The organism is Sorangium sp. So ce834 (assembly GCF_051521425.1).
Lineage (GTDB): Bacteria > Myxococcota_A > Polyangia > Polyangiales > Polyangiaceae > Sorangium > Sorangium cellulosum_D.
Genome location: NZ_CP150351.1, coordinates 4870690 through 4886626 on the forward strand (window position 1 = coordinate 4870690; position 15937 = coordinate 4886626).

13 protein-coding genes are annotated in these 15937 nt (G+C 75.0%); 12 read left to right on the plus strand and 1 reads right to left on the minus strand.

The window, feature by feature from the left end; genetic code table 11:
• Positions 1-181: 181 nt before the first annotated feature.
• Positions 182-1369 carry an aminotransferase class V-fold PLP-dependent enzyme gene (locus WMF20_RS17655; RefSeq protein WP_437615102.1) on the plus strand — a complete coding sequence of 396 codons (1188 nt, stop codon included), beginning with the start codon at positions 182-184 and terminating at the stop codon, positions 1367-1369.
• Positions 1370-1461: 92 nt separating this feature from the next.
• Positions 1462-3453, plus strand: coding sequence for an FTR1 family protein (locus tag WMF20_RS17660; RefSeq protein ID WP_437615104.1), 1992 nt, complete (start codon positions 1462-1464; stop codon positions 3451-3453).
• A gap of 53 nt (positions 3454-3506) precedes the next feature.
• Here WMF20_RS17660 and WMF20_RS17665 read toward each other — a convergent pair whose 3' ends face one another.
• Complete coding sequence (locus tag WMF20_RS17665; RefSeq protein WP_437617136.1) at positions 3507-4280, minus strand: metallophosphoesterase; 774 nt, start codon at positions 4278-4280, stop codon at positions 3507-3509.
• Between WMF20_RS17665 and WMF20_RS17670 the strand changes: the two genes are divergently transcribed.
• From WMF20_RS17670 to WMF20_RS17715, 10 genes are all read left to right on the plus strand, one after another.
• Positions 4206-4445: a hypothetical protein gene (locus WMF20_RS17670; RefSeq protein ID WP_437617275.1), complete on the plus strand. Its 240-nt coding sequence runs from the start codon at positions 4206-4208 to the stop codon at positions 4443-4445. The genes WMF20_RS17665 and WMF20_RS17670 overlap by 75 nt on opposite strands.
• A gap of 97 nt (positions 4446-4542) precedes the next feature.
• Positions 4543-6291 carry a phosphoenolpyruvate carboxykinase (GTP) gene (locus tag WMF20_RS17675; protein WP_129575462.1) on the plus strand — a complete coding sequence of 583 codons (1749 nt, stop codon included), beginning with the start codon at positions 4543-4545 and terminating at the stop codon, positions 6289-6291.
• Positions 6292-6500: 209 nt separating this feature from the next.
• Positions 6501-7058 (plus strand): GbsR/MarR family transcriptional regulator, encoded by a 558-nt coding sequence (locus WMF20_RS17680; RefSeq protein ID WP_129575463.1) that lies wholly within the window; start codon positions 6501-6503, stop codon positions 7056-7058.
• 155 nt (positions 7059-7213) lie between these two features.
• A complete protein-coding gene (locus WMF20_RS17685; RefSeq protein WP_129581439.1) occupies positions 7214-8224 on the plus strand; it encodes a polyprenyl synthetase family protein in 1011 nt (336 codons plus the stop codon).
• Between the two features lie 80 nt (positions 8225-8304).
• A complete protein-coding gene (locus WMF20_RS17690) occupies positions 8305-9579 on the plus strand; it encodes a hydroxymethylglutaryl-CoA reductase, degradative (protein ID WP_437615107.1) in 1275 nt (424 codons plus the stop codon).
• On the plus strand, positions 9576-10307 hold the full coding sequence (gene ubiE / locus WMF20_RS17695; protein WP_437615109.1) for a bifunctional demethylmenaquinone methyltransferase/2-methoxy-6-polyprenyl-1,4-benzoquinol methylase UbiE: 732 nt from the start codon (positions 9576-9578) through the stop codon (positions 10305-10307). The genes WMF20_RS17690 and ubiE overlap by 4 nt, the downstream gene beginning before the upstream one ends.
• 33 nt (positions 10308-10340) lie before the next feature.
• A complete protein-coding gene (gene menD, locus WMF20_RS17700) occupies positions 10341-12185 on the plus strand; it encodes a 2-succinyl-5-enolpyruvyl-6-hydroxy-3-cyclohexene-1-carboxylic-acid synthase (RefSeq protein ID WP_437615111.1) in 1845 nt (614 codons plus the stop codon).
• 195 nt (positions 12186-12380) lie between these two features.
• Positions 12381-13322 (plus strand): 1,4-dihydroxy-2-naphthoate polyprenyltransferase, encoded by a 942-nt coding sequence (locus WMF20_RS17705; protein ID WP_437615113.1) that lies wholly within the window; start codon positions 12381-12383, stop codon positions 13320-13322.
• A gap of 59 nt (positions 13323-13381) precedes the next feature.
• Positions 13382-14392, plus strand: a complete 1011-nt coding sequence (locus tag WMF20_RS17710; RefSeq protein ID WP_437615115.1) for a mandelate racemase/muconate lactonizing enzyme family protein — start codon at positions 13382-13384, stop codon at positions 14390-14392.
• Positions 14380-15921 (plus strand): AMP-binding protein, encoded by a 1542-nt coding sequence (locus WMF20_RS17715; RefSeq protein WP_437615117.1) that lies wholly within the window; start codon positions 14380-14382, stop codon positions 15919-15921. The genes WMF20_RS17710 and WMF20_RS17715 overlap by 13 nt, the downstream gene beginning before the upstream one ends.
• Positions 15922-15937: the final 16 nt, after the last annotated feature.

The following is a 15937-nucleotide window of genomic DNA, read 5'->3' on the forward strand; positions in this document are numbered from 1 at the left end:
CGCGCTGCGCGCTCGCCGAGGACGCAACGGGCGCGCTCGGCGCCACCTGCGCGCGGGACGACGCGGATCGAACCGGTGGATGTGAACCTCGAAGTGGGTTAAGCGGGACCGCGCGCGGAGCCCGCCGCCCTGCGCGTCCGTCGCGCGGGTGCCGCACCGAAGAGCTGGAATGCAGGGAGACGTGGAACAGCAGGGCTTCTCGTTCGATCTCGGCGCGCTCCGCGCGGCGTACTCGCGCTTCCTCGCGCCCGCCGAGGGCGCGGCGCCGCGCGTCCTGCTCACGGGCCACTCCCATCAGGCGTGGCCCGACGTGGCGCGCGACGCGCTCGGCGCGTGCTTCGACGACGCCGCGCGGCTCGTCGACGACAAGTGGGACGACGCGGTGCTCCCGAAGCGCGCGGCGGTCGGGGCGGCGATCCTGGAGCGGATGGGCTTCGATCGCGGCGACGACATCGCCTTCGGCCAGAACACGCACGAGCTCGTCTACCGGCTGATCTCGTCGCTCCCTCGGCGCGATCGTCCGCGGATCGTCACCACCGACGGCGAGTTCCACTCGCTCCGGCGCCAGCTCGCGCGCCTCGGCGAGGACGGCGTCGACGTCGCGTGGGTGAGCGTCGAGCCGCGCCGTTCGCTCGCCGATCGGCTGCTCGCCGCGCTCTTGCCGGGCACTTCGATGCTCGCGATCTCGGCCGTGCTCTTCGAGAGCGCCACGGTGGTGCCGCGCCTCGACGAGATCGTCGCGCGCGCGTCCGAGATCGGCGCCGTGCCGCTCGTGGACGCCTACCACGCCTTCAACGTCGTGCCGATCGCGTGGGGGAGCGCGGCGCCTCACGTCTTCGCGGTCGCGGGCGGCTACAAGTACGCGGCGATGGGCGAGGGGCTCTGCTGGATGCGCGTCCCGCGCGGCTGCGCGCTGCGCCCGGCCTTCACCGGCTGGTTCGCCGACTTCGGCGCGCTCGCGGGCGGCGGCGGCGTCGGGTACGCGCCGGGGGGCGCGCGCTTCGCGGGCTCCACGTTCGACCCGTGCGCGCTCTACCGCGCCGCCGCCGTGCTCGAGCACTGGGATCGCTTCGGCCTCACCGTCCCGCGGCTGCGCGCGATCTCGCTGCGGCAGACCGGGCGCATCCTCGGCCACCTCGACGCCGCGGGCCGCGGCGGCGACGTCGTCTCGCCGCGCGAGCCCGAGCGGCGCGGCGGCTTCGTCGCGGTCCGCGCCGCTCGGGCGGGCGACGTCGTGCAGCGCCTCCGCGCCCGGGGTGTGCTCGTCGACGCGCGCCGCGACGTGGTCCGCATCGGCCCGGCGCCGTACCTCACCGACGCCGAGATCGACGCCGGCGTCGCCGCCCTGGTCGAGGAGCTCGGCCGCTAGCTCCGCCGCCGACGGACGCTCGTCTCGGCTCGATCCCATCGGCCCCGCCTGCGCCTTGATCCCGCCGCACAGGCCGCGGTATTTTTCTGAATATGACTATCAAGTTCACGCGCGGCCGGTGGACGCTCGCCGTCCTGTGCCTGGCTGCCGTGCTGCTGCGCGCGCCGCTCGCCCGCGCGGATCAGGGCGATCCGCCCGAGGTCGAGGCGCAGCGGCTCGTGCACATCCTCGGCTACATCGGCGCCGACTACGGCGGCTCCGTCGCGAACGGGGTCGTCACGGTGCCCGACGAGTACGCCGAGCAGCTGTCCCTCGCCGCGGACGGCGCCAAGATCGCGGCGCGCATCCAGCCGTCGCTCCCGGCCGGGCGCGAGTTCGATCTCGCGGCGCGCATCGCGAAGCTCCGCGAGCTGCTCGATCGGAAGGCGCCGCCTTCGGACGTCGTCGCCCTGATCGCCGGGCTGCGCGCCGAGCTCGTCGGCGCCTTCCAGATCGAGGAGGCGCCGCGCGCCGCGCCGAACGCGGCGCGCGGCAAGAGCCTCTACCTGGAGCACTGCGCGACGTGCCACGGCGAGACCGGGCGCGCCGACACCGCCCGCGCGGCCACGTTCACGCCGCGCCCCGTGAACTTCCACGACCCCGAGCGTGGCGAGGCGATCGCCCCGTACCGCGTCGTGAGCACGGTCCGGTTCGGCGTCGACGGGACGGCGATGGTCCCGTTCAACTTCCTCTCCGACGCCGACCGCTGGGATCTCGCCTTCTTCGTGACGGGCCTGCGCCACGCGGGCGTCGCGCCGGCGCCGGAGGGCGTCGCGCCGGCCTTCACGCTCGCCGAGCTCTCGGCGCGCACGGACGCCGATCTGCGCGACGAGCTCCGCGGCGCCGGCGTCCCGGCCGACGCCGAGGCCGCGGTGCTCGCGGATCTGCGGCTCCGCGCGCCGTACGAGGATCGCGCCGCCCGCTCCCCGCTGGGCCTCGTGCGCGTGAAGATCGAGCGCGCGCGGCAGGCGATCGCGCGTGGCGAGCGCGACGCGGCCCGCGGGCACCTCATCGACGCCTACCTCGAGGGGATCGAGCCGATCGAGGCCCCGCTCCGCGCCGCCGACGCCTCGCTCGCCGCGGCGCTCGAGGCCCGCAGCATGGAGCTCCGCGGCCACCTCGAGCGGGGCGCGTCCCCCGCCGAGCTGGGCGCCGCGATGGACGCGCTGCTGCGCGACGTCGGCCGCGCCGAGTCGCTCCTGTCGCCCGCGTCGGCGCCGAAGGGCTTCGCGTCGACGGCCCTCTCGAGCGCGGGCATCATCCTGCGCGAGGGGGTCGAGGCCGCGCTCCTCATCGCCGCGCTCCTCGGCCTCGCCGCCCAGGCGGGGCTCGCGGACAAGCGGCGCTTCGTGCACCTCGGCTGGATCACCGCGATCGGGCTCGGGCTCCTCACGTGGATCGCCTCGGCCCGCCTCGTCGCGATCTCCGGGGCGCAGCGCGAGCTCATCGAGGGGGTGACGGCGCTGCTCGCGACGGCGGTGCTCTTTTACGTGAGCTACTCGCTCCTCGCGAAGCGCGAGGTCGCCCGCTGGATGAGGTTCCTGAAGCAGCAGATCTCGCCGCGGCGCGCGGCGCTCTCGCTCTTCGGCGTCTCGCTGCTCGCCGCGTACCGCGAGGCGTTCGAGACGGTGCTCTTCTACCAGGCCCTGCTCGCCTCGAACGCGTCCGCGAGCGCGGCCGTCGCGGGCGCCGTGGTCGGCGCGGTGGTGCTCGTCGCGCTGGTCGCGGCGTACACGCGCGCCGGCAGGTTCGCGCCCCCGCAGGTCTTCTTCCGCATCTCCAGCTACCTCCTCTACGCGCTCGCGGTCATCTTCGCCGGGCAGGGCGTGGCCGCGCTCCAGATGGCCGGCAAGCTGCCTGTCCACGCGCTGCCCTTCGGCAGCGTGCCCGCCCTCGGCATCTTCCCGACCGTCGAGACGCTGGGAGCGCAGCTCGTGCTGCTGATCCTCGCGCTGGTCGGCATCCTCGCGGACCGCCGCCACGCGAACGCCACGCCGAAGCCTCCCGCCCCGCCTGCTCAGGTCGCCCCAGGCCCCGCGGCCTGACCGTCGCCGCGGCGGCGGCGTCGCCTGCCGCCGCGGCGTCCTCGCCGGGGCGCTCAGGGGTCGCTGTGGACGCGCGGCGCCTCGGGGTACAGCGACCGGAGCCCGCGCCACGCGACGTCGGTCGCGCTCTCCGCGGGCTCGGCGAGATCCCACTCCAGGTAGAGCTTGTCGCCGTCGTAGCAGCCGAAGCTCGTCGACAGGCAGAGCATCGGCTCGCGCTCGATCGCGTACCCGGAGCGCGCGACGTCGTGCCCGAAGACCGCCACGCGAGCGTCCGGGTCGAGCGCGCGCAGAAAGGCGTGGGCGCGCTCGCTCGAGGTGCTCCGCGCCCAGAGCAGCGCGCCGAGCGTCCCCTGCAGGCTCATCTCCGACAGCGGCACGTCGAGGAACCCGTCGAGCGGGAGCCGGTCCAGGTCCTCGCGGCTCTGGATGCGGGCGTGCGGCGCGGCGTGGAGCATGACCAGCCGGGCCGCGCGCGCGACGGCGACGAACGGCCATCCGCGGAACCAGCTCCGCATCGCCAGCGTGTCCTCCGGACCGAGGAGCTCCTCGAGCCGCTGGGCCTCGTCTGGAAAGAACTTCGCCACCACCGGGCCCCCCACGTGCGCGTGCTCGTGGTTGCCGAGGAGGTAATGGACCCTGCCCGGGTGCCGATCCGCGAGGCTTCGCGCCTTTTTCAACAAGGTCACGGAATCGCCTCGGTAGAATGAACCCAGGTAGTCGGGCCATTCACCCTCGTCGAGCTCGGGTCCATGGACCAGGTCGCCCGTAATGACGAGCACCGCGCCGTCAGGGCCGGCCGCCACCTGCTCGAAGATCTCGGCGATCCGCTCGAAATCCGCGACATTGCCCTGAAAGTCGGTGGCGACGATCAGTCTGCCCCGCTCAGGGAGGTCGACGACACGCTGCACGTCTCCAGCATAGCCGAACGTCCCTGCCTTCGCCTCGCGCGAACTGAGCGCGAGCGGCGGGCCACGCCGGCCGGTTGCTGATTCACTTGCAATCCGCCAGATCGTCCAGATTCGTTGCAATACTACAGCGGCACTGTCCCTTGGCGGGGCATCTCGCTCGGGCTAGGCTCCGAGCTGTATGCAAAACCGGAATCTTTCAGCGTGGGTGGACGAGGTCGCGCGCCAGACGCGGCCCGATCGCGTCGTCGTATGCGACGGCTCCGAGTCGGAGAACCGGACGCTGATCCAGGGGATGCTGAGCGACGGCACGCTCATCGCGCTCAACGAGGAGAAGTACCCCAACTGCTATCTTCACCGGAGCGACCCGACCGACGTCGCCCGGACTGAGCACCTCACGTTCATCTGCACGCGGGATAGAGAGGATACGGGCCCGACGAACAACTGGATGTCGTCCGAGGAGGCATCGCAGCGGGTCGGGCGGCTGTTCGACGGGGCGATGAAGGGGCGGACGATGTTCGTCGTTCCGTACCTGATGGGCCCCGTGGGGTCGCCGTCGGCGAAGGTTGGAGTCGAGATCACCGACAGTCCGTACGTGGTCGCCAACATGAGGATCATGACCCGGATGGGCCGGGTCGCGCTCGAGGCGCTCGGCGGCTCCGAGGACTACTGCCGCGGGCTGCACTCGCTCGGCGACCTGAGCCCGGAGCGCCGGTTCGTGTGCCACTTCCCCGCGGAGCGGCTCATCTGGAGCATCGGCTCCGGGTACGGCGGCAACGCGCTGCTCGGGAAGAAGTGCTTCGCGCTGCGCATCGCGAGCACGATGGCGCGCGACGAGGGCTGGTTCGCGGAGCACATGCTCATCCTCGGCCTGGAGGACCCCGAGGGCCGGGTGACGTACATCTGCGCGGCGTTCCCGAGCGCGTGCGGGAAGACGAACCTCGCCATGCTCGTGCCGCCGGCGTCGCAGAAGGGCTGGAAGGTGTGGACGGTCGGCGACGACATCGCCTGGCTCCGGATCGGCCCCGACGGCCGGCTGTGGGCGATCAACCCCGAGGCCGGCTTCTTCGGCGTGGCGCCCGGGACGAGCTCGAGGACGAACCCGAACGCCCTGGCGACGCTGGCCCGGAACTCGATCTTCACGAACGTGGCGCTCACGCCGGACGGGACGCCGTGGTGGGAGGGCTTCGACGGCCCGGCGCCGCCGGTGCTCACCGACTGGAGGGGCCGCCGGTGGACGCCGGACAGCAAGGAGCCGGCGGCGCACCCGAACAGCCGGTTCACGTCGCCGGCCCGCCAGTGCCCGTCCATCTCGCCGGCGTTCGACGCCGCGGCGGGCGTGCCGATCTCGGCCATCGTCTTCGGCGGCCGGCGCGCGCGGCTCGCGCCGCTCGTCTGCGAGGCGCGCGACTGGGCGCACGGGGTCTACCTGGGCGCGACGATGGCCTCGGAGACGACCGCCGCGGCCACGGGCCAGGTCGGGGTCGTCCGCCGCGACCCGATGGCGATGCGCCCGTTCTGCGGATACAACATGGGCGATTACTTCCGGCACTGGGTCGAGCTCGGCCACGGGCGCCCGGGGTTCCCGAAGGTCTTCCACGTGAACTGGTTCCGGCAGGGCGCGTCGGGCAAGTTCCTCTGGCCCGGCTTCGGGGAGAACCTCCGCGTCCTCCGCTGGATCCACGCGCGCGTGAACGGGAAGGCGCAGGGGCGCGAGACGCCGGTCGGGATCATGCCTGCCGACGGCGAGCTCGACACGAGCGGCCTCGACCTGACCGAGGAGGCGATGCGCGAGCTCTTCGCGATCGACCGCGACGCGTGGCTGGAGGAGGCGCGCGATCGCGAGGCGTTCCTGGAGTCGTTCGGCGCGCGCGTCCCTGAGGCGCTGCTCCGGCAGAACCGGGATCTCGTGGCCCGGATGCAGGCGTGAGCTAGCGCGCGGACAGCGACCGCGCCGCGACCTGCCGACCGCCCCCGAGCGGTTCCCCCATCCCCCACACGCATCGCGAGGTCTGGAGCGGCGTCGAGCACGCCGCCGCGCGGCCGGGCTCGTCCGTTCTGTGCCGAGGACGGTCGGGAATGTCTTGACGCCGCCGCAGGTTGGCCCACACAGTTCCTTCAAAGAATTTTGAAACTTTCATGAGCCCTCCCAACGACATCCAGCGCCAGGCAGAGCTGCTCGCGGCGGAAGCGATCGGCGACGTCATCGAGCACTGGGGCTTCCGCCGCGTGCTCGGGCGGATCTGGACCGTCCTGTTCATCGCCGGCGGCGCCCTGTCCGCCGCGGAGATCGGCGAACGGCTGCAAGTTTCGTCCGGCGCGATGAGTATGTCGCTGACAGAATTGCAGAGGTGGGGTGTAGTACGAAGGGTATGGAAACCGGGAGAGCGGAAGGAGTTCTTCGAGGCCGAGACGGACTTCTGGAAGATGATTTCCAAAGTGTTCGCCGAGCGCGAGCGGCTCATCGCCGACTCCGTGAGGGAACGCCTCGAGCGCGCCTCGGCGTTGCTCGAGAGCCTGCCGCCCACCGACGCCACCCGGTTCAGCCTCGACCGGGTGGAGCGGCTCCTCTCGTTCGTGATCGTCGCGCAGACGGCGCTCGACGGGTTCATCAAGAGCAGGACCGTCGATTTTTCGCGGTTCGGGGACCTGGTCCGGTTCCCCATCCGGGCCGTTCGGTCCCGGCGAGGCGCCTAGCGGGCGCGTGATTTCGGAGGGCTCGCACGCCACGTGGGCCCCGCGCGGTGCGGGGAGCGCGGGCGCTCGTGCTTCCAGGTGGAGATGGGATGACTGCGACAACAACGTTTACTGGGACGGTCCAGCGGAGCGATGTCGTCTCGAGCCTCGGAGGCATGTGCGCTGGGCGTGGGCTCGACGTGCTCGCCGCGCGCCTCGCGGAGCTCAGGCGCCTGCTCGACGGGGACCTCGCGGACGTGGAGCGCGAGCTCGCGAAGGTCGGGCTGGACGGCGAGACGCCGGCGCACCAGAGCGCGCGGCACCTGCTCGGGCTGAGCGGCAAGCGGCTGCGGCCGATCTGCGTCGCGCTGGCCGCCCACATCGGCGGCGGCTTCAACGAGGCGGCGCGGACCTTCGCGGTGGCGGTCGAGCTCGTCCACAACGCGACGCTGCTCCACGACGACGTCGTCGATCTCGGCGACCGCCGGCGCGGCGCCGACGCGGCGCGCGTCATCTACGGCAACGCCGCCTCGATCTTCGGCGGCGACTACCTCCTGCTCGACGCGCTCTGCAAGATCCAGGCGGTGGGCATGCCCGACGTGCTCGAGCGGGTGCTCCAGGTGGTCAAGGAGATGGTCGTCGCCGAGGCGCTCCAGCTCGCGTCGCGCGGCCGCGTGCGCACGAGCACGAGCGAGTACTTCCAGATCGTCGACGGCAAGACGGCCTCGCTGTTCCGCTGGGCGATGTTCGCCGGCGCGCGCGCGGGCGGCGTGAGCGAGCCGCTCTGCAAGGCCCTCGAGGGCTTCGGCACGAGCCTCGGGGTCGCGTTCCAGCTCGTCGACGACGTGCTCGACTTCGCGGGCGATCCGGAGACGACCGGCAAGGCGCTGCTCACGGATCTGCGCGAGGGCAAGATGACGTACCCGCTGCTCCTCGCGATGGAGCGCGAGCGCGAGCTCACGCCCGCCCTCGAGGCGCACTGCGCGTCGGAGGAGGCGGCGGCCCCGCCGGAGCTCAGCCGGCGCATCGCGCAGATCATGGTCGAGAAGCGGGTCGTGGACGACTGTCTGGAGCTCGCGTCCCGGCTCTGCGGGGACGCGGTGCGGAGCATCGAGCCGCTCCCGGACAGCCCGGCGAAGGCGGCGCTGGAGGGGGTCGCGATGTCGACGCCCCGGCGGAGGCGGTGAGCGGCGATGGCGGATTTCCCGATGCAACGCGGAGGGCGCGCGCCGCTCCCGCGAGCGCGCGCGGCGCGCGGAGGCAGCCGATGAGCCAGAACGTGTCCAGCCGGATCAGCGGGTTCTACAAGCGGTGCCTGGAGGACCGGCTCCGCGCGATCCAGGCGCTCGGGCTGCTCGACGAGGACGCGCTCGCGCACCTCGCGAGCGGGGGCGGGCTGCCGACGGCGGTGGCCGACCGGATGTGCGAGAACGTCATCGCGACGCACGCGCTCCCGCTGGGCCTCGCGCTGAACTTCCGCGTGAACCAGCGGGACGTGCTGGTGCCGATGGCGGTGGAGGAGCCGAGCGTCATCGCCGCGGCGTCGAACGCGGCGCGCATGGTCCGCCTGTCGGGCGGCTTCTCCGGCGAGGCGGACCCGCCGATCATGACCGCGCAGGTCCAGCTCGACGACGTGCCCGACCCGGAGGAGGCCGCGGGCCGGCTGGAGGCGGCGCGCGCGAGCCTGCTCGCCGCCGGCGACGCGGCGATCCCGAGGATGGTGGCGCGCGGCGGCGGCTGCCGCGACCTCGAGGTGCGCGTGCTGTCGGCGGAGCTCGGCGTGCTCGTGGTGCACCTCTACGTCGAGGTCGGCGACGCCATGGGCGCCAACCTGGTCGACACCGTGGCCGAGGCGGTGGCGCCGCTCGTGCAGCGCATCGCGGGCGGGACGATCGGCCTCCGGATCTTGTCGAACCTGACCGTCCGCCGCCTCGTGCGGGTGACGGCCACCGTCGCCGACGACGCGCTCGGCGGCGCGGACGTGGCGAGCGGCATCGCGCGGGCGAGCCGCTTCGCGGAGCTCGATCCGTACCGGGCGGCGACCCACAACAAGGGCTTCATGAACGGGCTCGACGCGGCCGCGGTCGCGCTCGGGCAGGACTTCCGGGCGATCGAGGCGGGCGCGCACGCGTACGCGTCGATGAGCGGCCGGTACCGGCCGATCAGCACGTGGGAGCGCGTCCCGGGCGGGCTCGTGGGCCGCGCGGAGCTGCCGCTCGCCGTCGGGACGGTGGGCGGTTCGACCGAGGTGCACGCCGGCGTGCGCGCCGCGCTGCAGCTCGTGGGCGCGAAGAGCGCGCGCGAGCTCGCCGTGGTGCTGGCCTCCGTCGGGCTCGCCTCGAACTTCGCGGCCCTGCGCGCGCTGGCGAGCGAGGGCATCCAGCGGGGCCACATGCGGCTCCACGAGCGGAAGCGCGCGCTCGCGGTCACGGCGCCGGGGGGCGGCGAGGCGGTCGCGCCGCCGCCCGGCGACGGCAAGCGGTTCGCGCCCGAGCGGGCCGAGGCGCAGCGCACGGTGCAGCAGGCGGAGGGCGGGACATGAGCCATACGGATCAGGGCGAGGCGCCGCGCGGCGGGCGCCGGTTCGGCACCGGCGAGATGTTCGACGGGATCGCCGAGCGGTACGATCTCTTGAACCGGATCATCTCGCTGGGGCTCGACCAGGGCTGGCGGCGGCGCGCGGTGCACTCGCTCGAGCTCGCGCCCGGCGCGACGGTGCTCGACCTGGCGACCGGAACCGCGGATCTCGCGATTGAGATCGCGCGGACACACGACGTGAAGGTCGTCGGGATCGATCCGTCGCAGGGGATGCTCGGCGTGGGCCGCCGGAAGGTGGAGGCCGCGGGGCTCGCCGGGCGGGTCGAGCTCGAGGTCGGCGACGCAGAGCAGCTGCGGTTCGGCGACGCGAGCCTGGACGCCATCTCGATGGCGTTCGGGATCCGCAACGTCCCGGACCGCGCCCGGGCGCTCCGCGAGATGGCGCGCGTCACGCGGCCCGGCGGGCGCATCGCGATCCTGGAGCTCAGCGAGCCGCGCGGTGGGATCATGAGCAAGCTCGCGCGCTTCCACATCCACACGGTCGTGCCGTACGTGGGCGGCGCGATCTCCGGGCGGGAGGAGTACCGGTACCTGCAGGACTCGATCGCGAGGTTCCCGCCGCCGGACGAGTTCGCGGAGCTGATGCGGGGCGCGGGGCTGCGCGTGCTGCGCGTGGAGCCGCTGACGATGGGCGTCGTGTGCCTGTTCGTCGCGACGCCCGAGGGGGCCTGAGGTGCGCGCGCGCGCGGGCCTGCGGAGGCGGTGATGAGCGGCTCGAACCTCCACTCGGCCTGGGCGCAGCTGTTCGTCCGCGCGCTCTCGCAGGCCGGGGTGCGCGACGTGGTCCTCTGCCCGGGATCGCGCTCCACGCCGCTCGCGATCGCGGCGACGGAGAGCGAGGAGGTGCGCTGCCACAGCGTCGTCGACGAGCGCGCCGCGGCGTTCTTCGCGCTGGGGCAGGCGCGCGTCACCGGCCGGCCCAGCGCCTTCGTCTGCACCTCGGGCACGGCCGGCGCCCACGCGCTGCCGGCGATCATCGAGGCGCACCACAGCTTCACGCCGCTCATCGCGATCACGGCCGACCGCCCGTGGGAGCTCGCCGACGCGGCGGCCTCGCAGACCATCGATCAGATGAAGCTCTTCGGGGATCACGTGCGCCACTTCGCCGAGCTCGGGCTGCCGGATCCGTCGCCGCTCGCGCTGCGCGCCGTGGCGCGCATCGCGGCGCAGGCGGCCCTGCGCGCGCTCGCCCCGACGCCTGGCCCGGTCCACATCAACGCGCGCTTCCGCAAGCCGCTCGAGCCGGTCGACGTGGCCGGGCCCGAGCCGTGGCAGGCCGAGTGGGAGGCGCTGATGCGCCGCGCCGGGCCGCGGGTCGTGCCGGCGCGCGCCGGGGTCGACGCGCGCGCGATCGAGGAGATCGCGGCGCGGTGCGCGCGCGCCGAGCGGGGGCTCATCGTGTGCGGCCCCGCCCCGAGCCGCGAGGACGACGCCCGCGCGCGCCGCGCGGTGCTCGCGCTGTCGCGGGCGACCGGGTTCCCGGTGCTCGCCGAGGGCACGAGCCAGATCTACTTCGGCGGCCTCGCCGAGGGGGTCGTGATGCCCGCCTCGTTCGACGCGTTCCTCCGCGCGCCCGAGTTCCGCGCGGCGAACGCGCCCGACCTCATCCTCGAGCTCGGCGCCCCGCCGACATCGTCCGGGTACGCGACCTACATCGCCGAGCACGCGGGCTGCCGCCGGTTCGTGGTGGCCGCGCACGGCTGGAACGATCCGACGAGCGCCGCGGCCGCCCTCGTCATGGCCGAGCCCGCGGACGTGTGCGAGGCGCTCGCGGCGCGCCTCGCCGGGGCGGCGCTGGACCTCGGGCGCGGGCGGCGGGGCTGGGCCGCGACGTTCGCGCGCGCCGGCGAGGCCGCGGCGGCGCAGGCGGCGCGCGCGTGCGCCGGGGACGAGCTCACGGAGGGCGCGGTCGCCCGGGCGGTGGCGAGCGCGTGCCCGGAGGGCTCGCTGCTCGCGATCGGCAACAGCATGCCGGTGCGCGATCTCGACACCTACTGCCCGCCGTCGGCGCGCGCGCTGCGCGTCCTGCACCAGCGCGGGGCGAGCGGGATCGACGGCCTCGTGTCGGGGGCGGCCGGCGCCCGCGCCGTCGCGGACGCGCCGGTCACGCTGCTGCTCGGGGATCTCAGCCTGCTGCACGACCTGACCGGGCTGCTCCTCGCCGCGCGGGCAGCGGGCGACGGCGGCGCGCCCCTCGTCGTCGTGGTGGTCCAGAACGACGGCGGCCGCATCTTCGAGCACCTCCCCGTCGCCAGGCGCGGCGCCGCGCTGCTCGATCGGTGCTTCACCATGCCGCAGCACCTCGACTTTGCGCCCGCGGCGGCGATGTTCGGGCTCGCGTACGAGCGCGCCGGCACCGCGAGCGGGCTCGCCGCCGCCCTCGCCGCCGCGCACCAGCGGCCCGGCGCGACGCTGATCGAGGCGGTGGTGCCGCCTCACGACGGCGCCGCCCGCGTCGCGCGGCTCTGGTCCGACGTCCGCCGCGAGGTCGCCGCCCTGAGCAGCGCGCCGGCGGCGGAAGGGGCGGCGGCCGATCTCGAGCCTTCGTGAGCGGCGCGCGCGCCGAGAACCCCGAGCTTGCCGAGAGGGATCCACGGTCATGAGCCAGATCAACGCGAACAGAAGCCCCGCACCCGAGCCTTGCGCGAGCGAGGCGCCCGGCGAGGACAGCGCGCCGCGCTCGCGCGATCGCGCCACGGCGGGCGCGCGCGGCGCGCGCGGCGCCGTCGAGCAGGGGAGGGGAGCGTGAGCGCGGCGGCGGCCTCGCAGGCGGCCGGCGCGGCGACCGCGGACGGCGTGCGCCCCGGGTCGTTCCGGGCGTGGCTCCTCGCGTGCCGGCCGGCGACCCTCACCGCGGCGCTCGCGCCGGTGATGGTCGGGACGGCGGTCGCCTACGCGCTCGGCGGCATGCGGATCGGCCCGGCGCTCTCGGCGCTCGCGGGCGCGATGCTGATCCAGATCGCCACGAACTTCGCGAACGACGTCTTCGATCACGAGAAGGGCGCCGACACGCACGAGCGGCTCGGCCCCACCCGCGCGGTGCAGGCCGGGCTGCTCACGCCGCGCCAGGTGCGCGTCGGGCTGCTCGTCACGATCGCCCTCGCGTTGCCGTTCGGGGTGCACCTCGCGCTCGTGGGCGGGTGGCCCATCGTCGCGATCGGCGTCGCCTCGATCCTCTCCGGGATCGCGTACACCGGGGGCCCGTACCCGCTCGGCTACCACGGCCTCGGCGACGTCTTCGTGTTCGTGTTCTTCGGCCTCGTCGCCGTCTGCGGGACGGCGTTCGTCCAGCTCGGCTCGGTGCCGCCGCTCGCGTGGGCGGCCGCCGTGCCGGTCGGCGCCATCGCCACCGCCGTGCTCGTCGTCAACAACGTCCGCGATCGCGACACGGACGTCGTCGCCGGCAAGCGCACGCTCGCCGTCCGCTTCGGCCGCAGGGCGGGCGTCCTCGAGTACGCGATGCTCCTCGCGGTCGCCTACGCGGTGCCGGTCGCCCTCGCCGTCGGCGAGGGCCGGCGGTGGACGCTCCTCGTCTTCGCCACGTTCCCGCGCGCCGTGCGCCTGCTCCGGGTGCTGGCGACCACCGACGGCCGGCCGCTCAACGATTGCCTCGCCGGGACGGCGAAGCTGCTGCTCGCCTACTCGCTGCTCTTCTCGCTGGGCCTCGCGGCCCAGCTGCATGGGTGATGCGCGTCGCCGCCGCCAGCCTTGCGCCACGGGCCCTCGAAGGCGCGCGCCGGGGCCTCGTGCTGTCGCTCACCGACGACGAGGGGCGCGTCGGCCTGGGCGAGGCCACGCCGCTCCCCGGCTTCTCGCCCGATACGGCCGACGACGACGAGCGCGCGCTCGCCGAGCTGCCCGGGGCGCTCGGCGCGATCGGCCTGCCGGGCGGGGACGCGGCGACGTCGACCGCGGCGCCCGCGATCCTGCGCGCGCTCGAGCCGCTGTCGTCGCGGCTCCGCGGCGTGCCGGCGGCGCGCTTCGCCCTGGAGACGGCGCTGCTCGACCTGGTCGGTCAGCGCCTCGGGCTGCCGGCGTCGGCGTGCCTCGGCGGCCACCGGCGCGCCGAGGTCCAGGTGAACGGGCTGCTCGCGACGTCGGCCGCCCTGCCGGAGATGCTGGGGAGCGCTCGCGCGCTCGTCGCGCGCGGCGTCCGCGCGATCAAGGTGAAGCTCCGCTCGCGCGGAGACGAGGGGTTCGCCCGCGATCTCGAGGCGCTGCGCGCCCTGCGGCGGGAGCACCCGTCGATCGAGCTCCGGCTCGACGCGAACGCGGCCTGGTCGCTCGAGGACGCGCCCCGCCGGCTCGCCCTCCTCGCGCCGCTCGAGCCCCGCTTCGTGGAGCAGCCGGTCGCGCCGGAGCTCCTCCACCGCCTCGGCGCGCAAGCGGTCCCGTGGGCGGCCGACGAGTCGCTCGCCGCCCCGGGCATGCCGGAGCGCCTGCTCGAGGCGGAGGGCTGCGCCGCGTTCATCCTGAAGCCGGCGATGCTCGGCCTCCTGCGCGCGCACGAACTCGGCCGGAGGGCGCAGGAGCGCGGCCTCGGCGCCGTGGTGACGCACCTCTTCGACGGCCCCGTCGCGCTCGCGGCCGCGTGCGAGCTCGCGCTCGCGCTGCCGCGCCCGCCGCTCGCGTGCGGCCTCGACGCGCACGCGGGCCTCGCGGCGTGGCCCGCGATCCGGATCCCGCAGCTCCGCGAGGGCGGGCGGGTCGCGGCCAGCGATCGGCCGGGGCTCGGCGTCGGACCATGGACGGCCTGAGCCTCCTCGAGGTCGCGCGCGACCCCGCGGTCGCCGCGCGGACGGCGCTCGTCCACGGCGGCTCCGAGGCGGACGCGCCGCGCGAGATCGACGTCCCCGATCTCGGCGTCGGCCCCGGCGGCGCCCTCCGCTTCGGCGACCTCGCGCCCGCGGTCGCGGCCGTGTGCTCCCGGCTCGCCCGCGCCGGGGTAGGGCAGGGCGCTCGCGTGGCGCTCGTCGCCCCGAACGCGATCGGGACCGTCGTGGTCCTCCACGCGCTGCTCGCGCTCGGCGCCGTCATCGTCCCGATCCACCCGCGGCTCACGGACGGCGAGGCGAGCGTCCTCGTCGACGACGCGCGCCCCGACCTCGTGCTGCGCGAGCCCGCGCTCGCCGCGCTGCTCCGCGACGCCGGGCCGGAGCTCGCCGCGCTCCGCGATCGCGGGCCGCGCGCCGCCGGCGTCCTGCCGCCGGACCCCTCCGGCGATCTCGCGATCGTCTACACCTCGGGCACCACGGGGCGCCCCAAGGGCGCGGTGCTGCCGCGCCGCGCGTTCCTCGCCGCCGCCGCGGGGAGCGCGGCCAACCTCGGCGTGCGCGACGACGATCGCTGGCTGCTCTGCCTGCCGCTCTGCCACGTCGGCGGCCTCTCGATCGTGACGCGCTGCCTGCTCGCGCGGCGCGCCGTCATCCTCGCGCCCCGCTTCGACCCCGCGTCGGTGCTCACCTCGATCGTCCGCGACCGCGCGACGCTGCTCTCCGTGGTGCCGACGATGCTGCTCGCGCTCCTCGAGGCCGATCGCGACAACGTCCTCGCCCGGCTGCGCGCGGTGCTCGTCGGCGGCGCGGGCGCTCCGGAGCGGGCGCTCGACGAGTGCGCGCGCCGCGGGGTCCCGGCGCTCACCACCTACGGCCTCACCGAGGCGTGCTCGCAGGTCACCGTGCAGCGCCCGCGCGATCCGCGCGCCTGCGAGCCGGGCTCCGGCGCGCCGATCGCCGGCGTCGAGCTGCGCGTCGAGGGCGCCGGCGGCGACGGCGTCGGCCGCATCGAGATCCGCGGCCCGGTGCTGTTCCGCGGCTACTACCGCGGCCCGGGGCGCCCGCCGGAGCTCCTGGTCGACGGCGACGGGTGGTTCGGCACCGGCGACCTCGGCGCGCTCGACGCCGCCGGGCGGCTGCACGTCGCCGCGCGCCGGAGCGACCTCATCGTGACCGGCGGCGAGAACGTCTACCCCGCCGAGGTGGAGCAGGTCCTCGCGTCCTGCGCCGGCGTCGCGGGCGCGGTGGTGTTCGGCGTGCCGGACGAGCGGTGGGGCCACGTCGTCGCGGCGGCGATCGTCCCCGACCAGGCCGCGCCGGGCGGCGCCGCGCTCTCGCCCGCGCTGCTCGACGACCTCGCGGCCGTCGTCGCGGCGCGGCTCGCCCCGCACAAGCGCCCGCGGCGCCTCTGCGCCGTCGCGGCGCTCCCGCTGACCGCGGCCGGCAAGCTCGATCGCCTCGGCGCGGCGGCGCAGCTCGCGGCCACGCTCGCGCCCTTCCCGGCGCGGTAGCGAGGGCGCGCGGCGC

Coding starts and splice junctions, on each gene's coding strand:
- menD (WP_437615111.1), top strand. CDS start 10,341: ATGAGCGGCTCGAACCTCCACTCGGCCTGGGCGCAGCTGTTCGTCCGC.
- WMF20_RS17680 (WP_129575463.1), top strand. CDS start 6,501: ATGAGCCCTCCCAACGACATCCAGCGCCAGGCAGAGCTGCTCGCGGCG.
- WMF20_RS17675 (WP_129575462.1), top strand. CDS start 4,543: ATGCAAAACCGGAATCTTTCAGCGTGGGTGGACGAGGTCGCGCGCCAG.
- WMF20_RS17660 (WP_437615104.1), top strand. CDS start 1,462: ATGACTATCAAGTTCACGCGCGGCCGGTGGACGCTCGCCGTCCTGTGC.
- WMF20_RS17690 (WP_437615107.1), top strand. CDS start 8,305: ATGAGCCAGAACGTGTCCAGCCGGATCAGCGGGTTCTACAAGCGGTGC.
- ubiE (WP_437615109.1), top strand. CDS start 9,576: ATGAGCCATACGGATCAGGGCGAGGCGCCGCGCGGCGGGCGCCGGTTC.
- WMF20_RS17670 (WP_437617275.1), top strand. CDS start 4,206: ATGGACCAGGTCGCCCGTAATGACGAGCACCGCGCCGTCAGGGCCGGC.
- WMF20_RS17715 (WP_437615117.1), top strand. CDS start 14,380: ATGGACGGCCTGAGCCTCCTCGAGGTCGCGCGCGACCCCGCGGTCGCC.
- WMF20_RS17685 (WP_129581439.1), top strand. CDS start 7,214: ATGTGCGCTGGGCGTGGGCTCGACGTGCTCGCCGCGCGCCTCGCGGAG.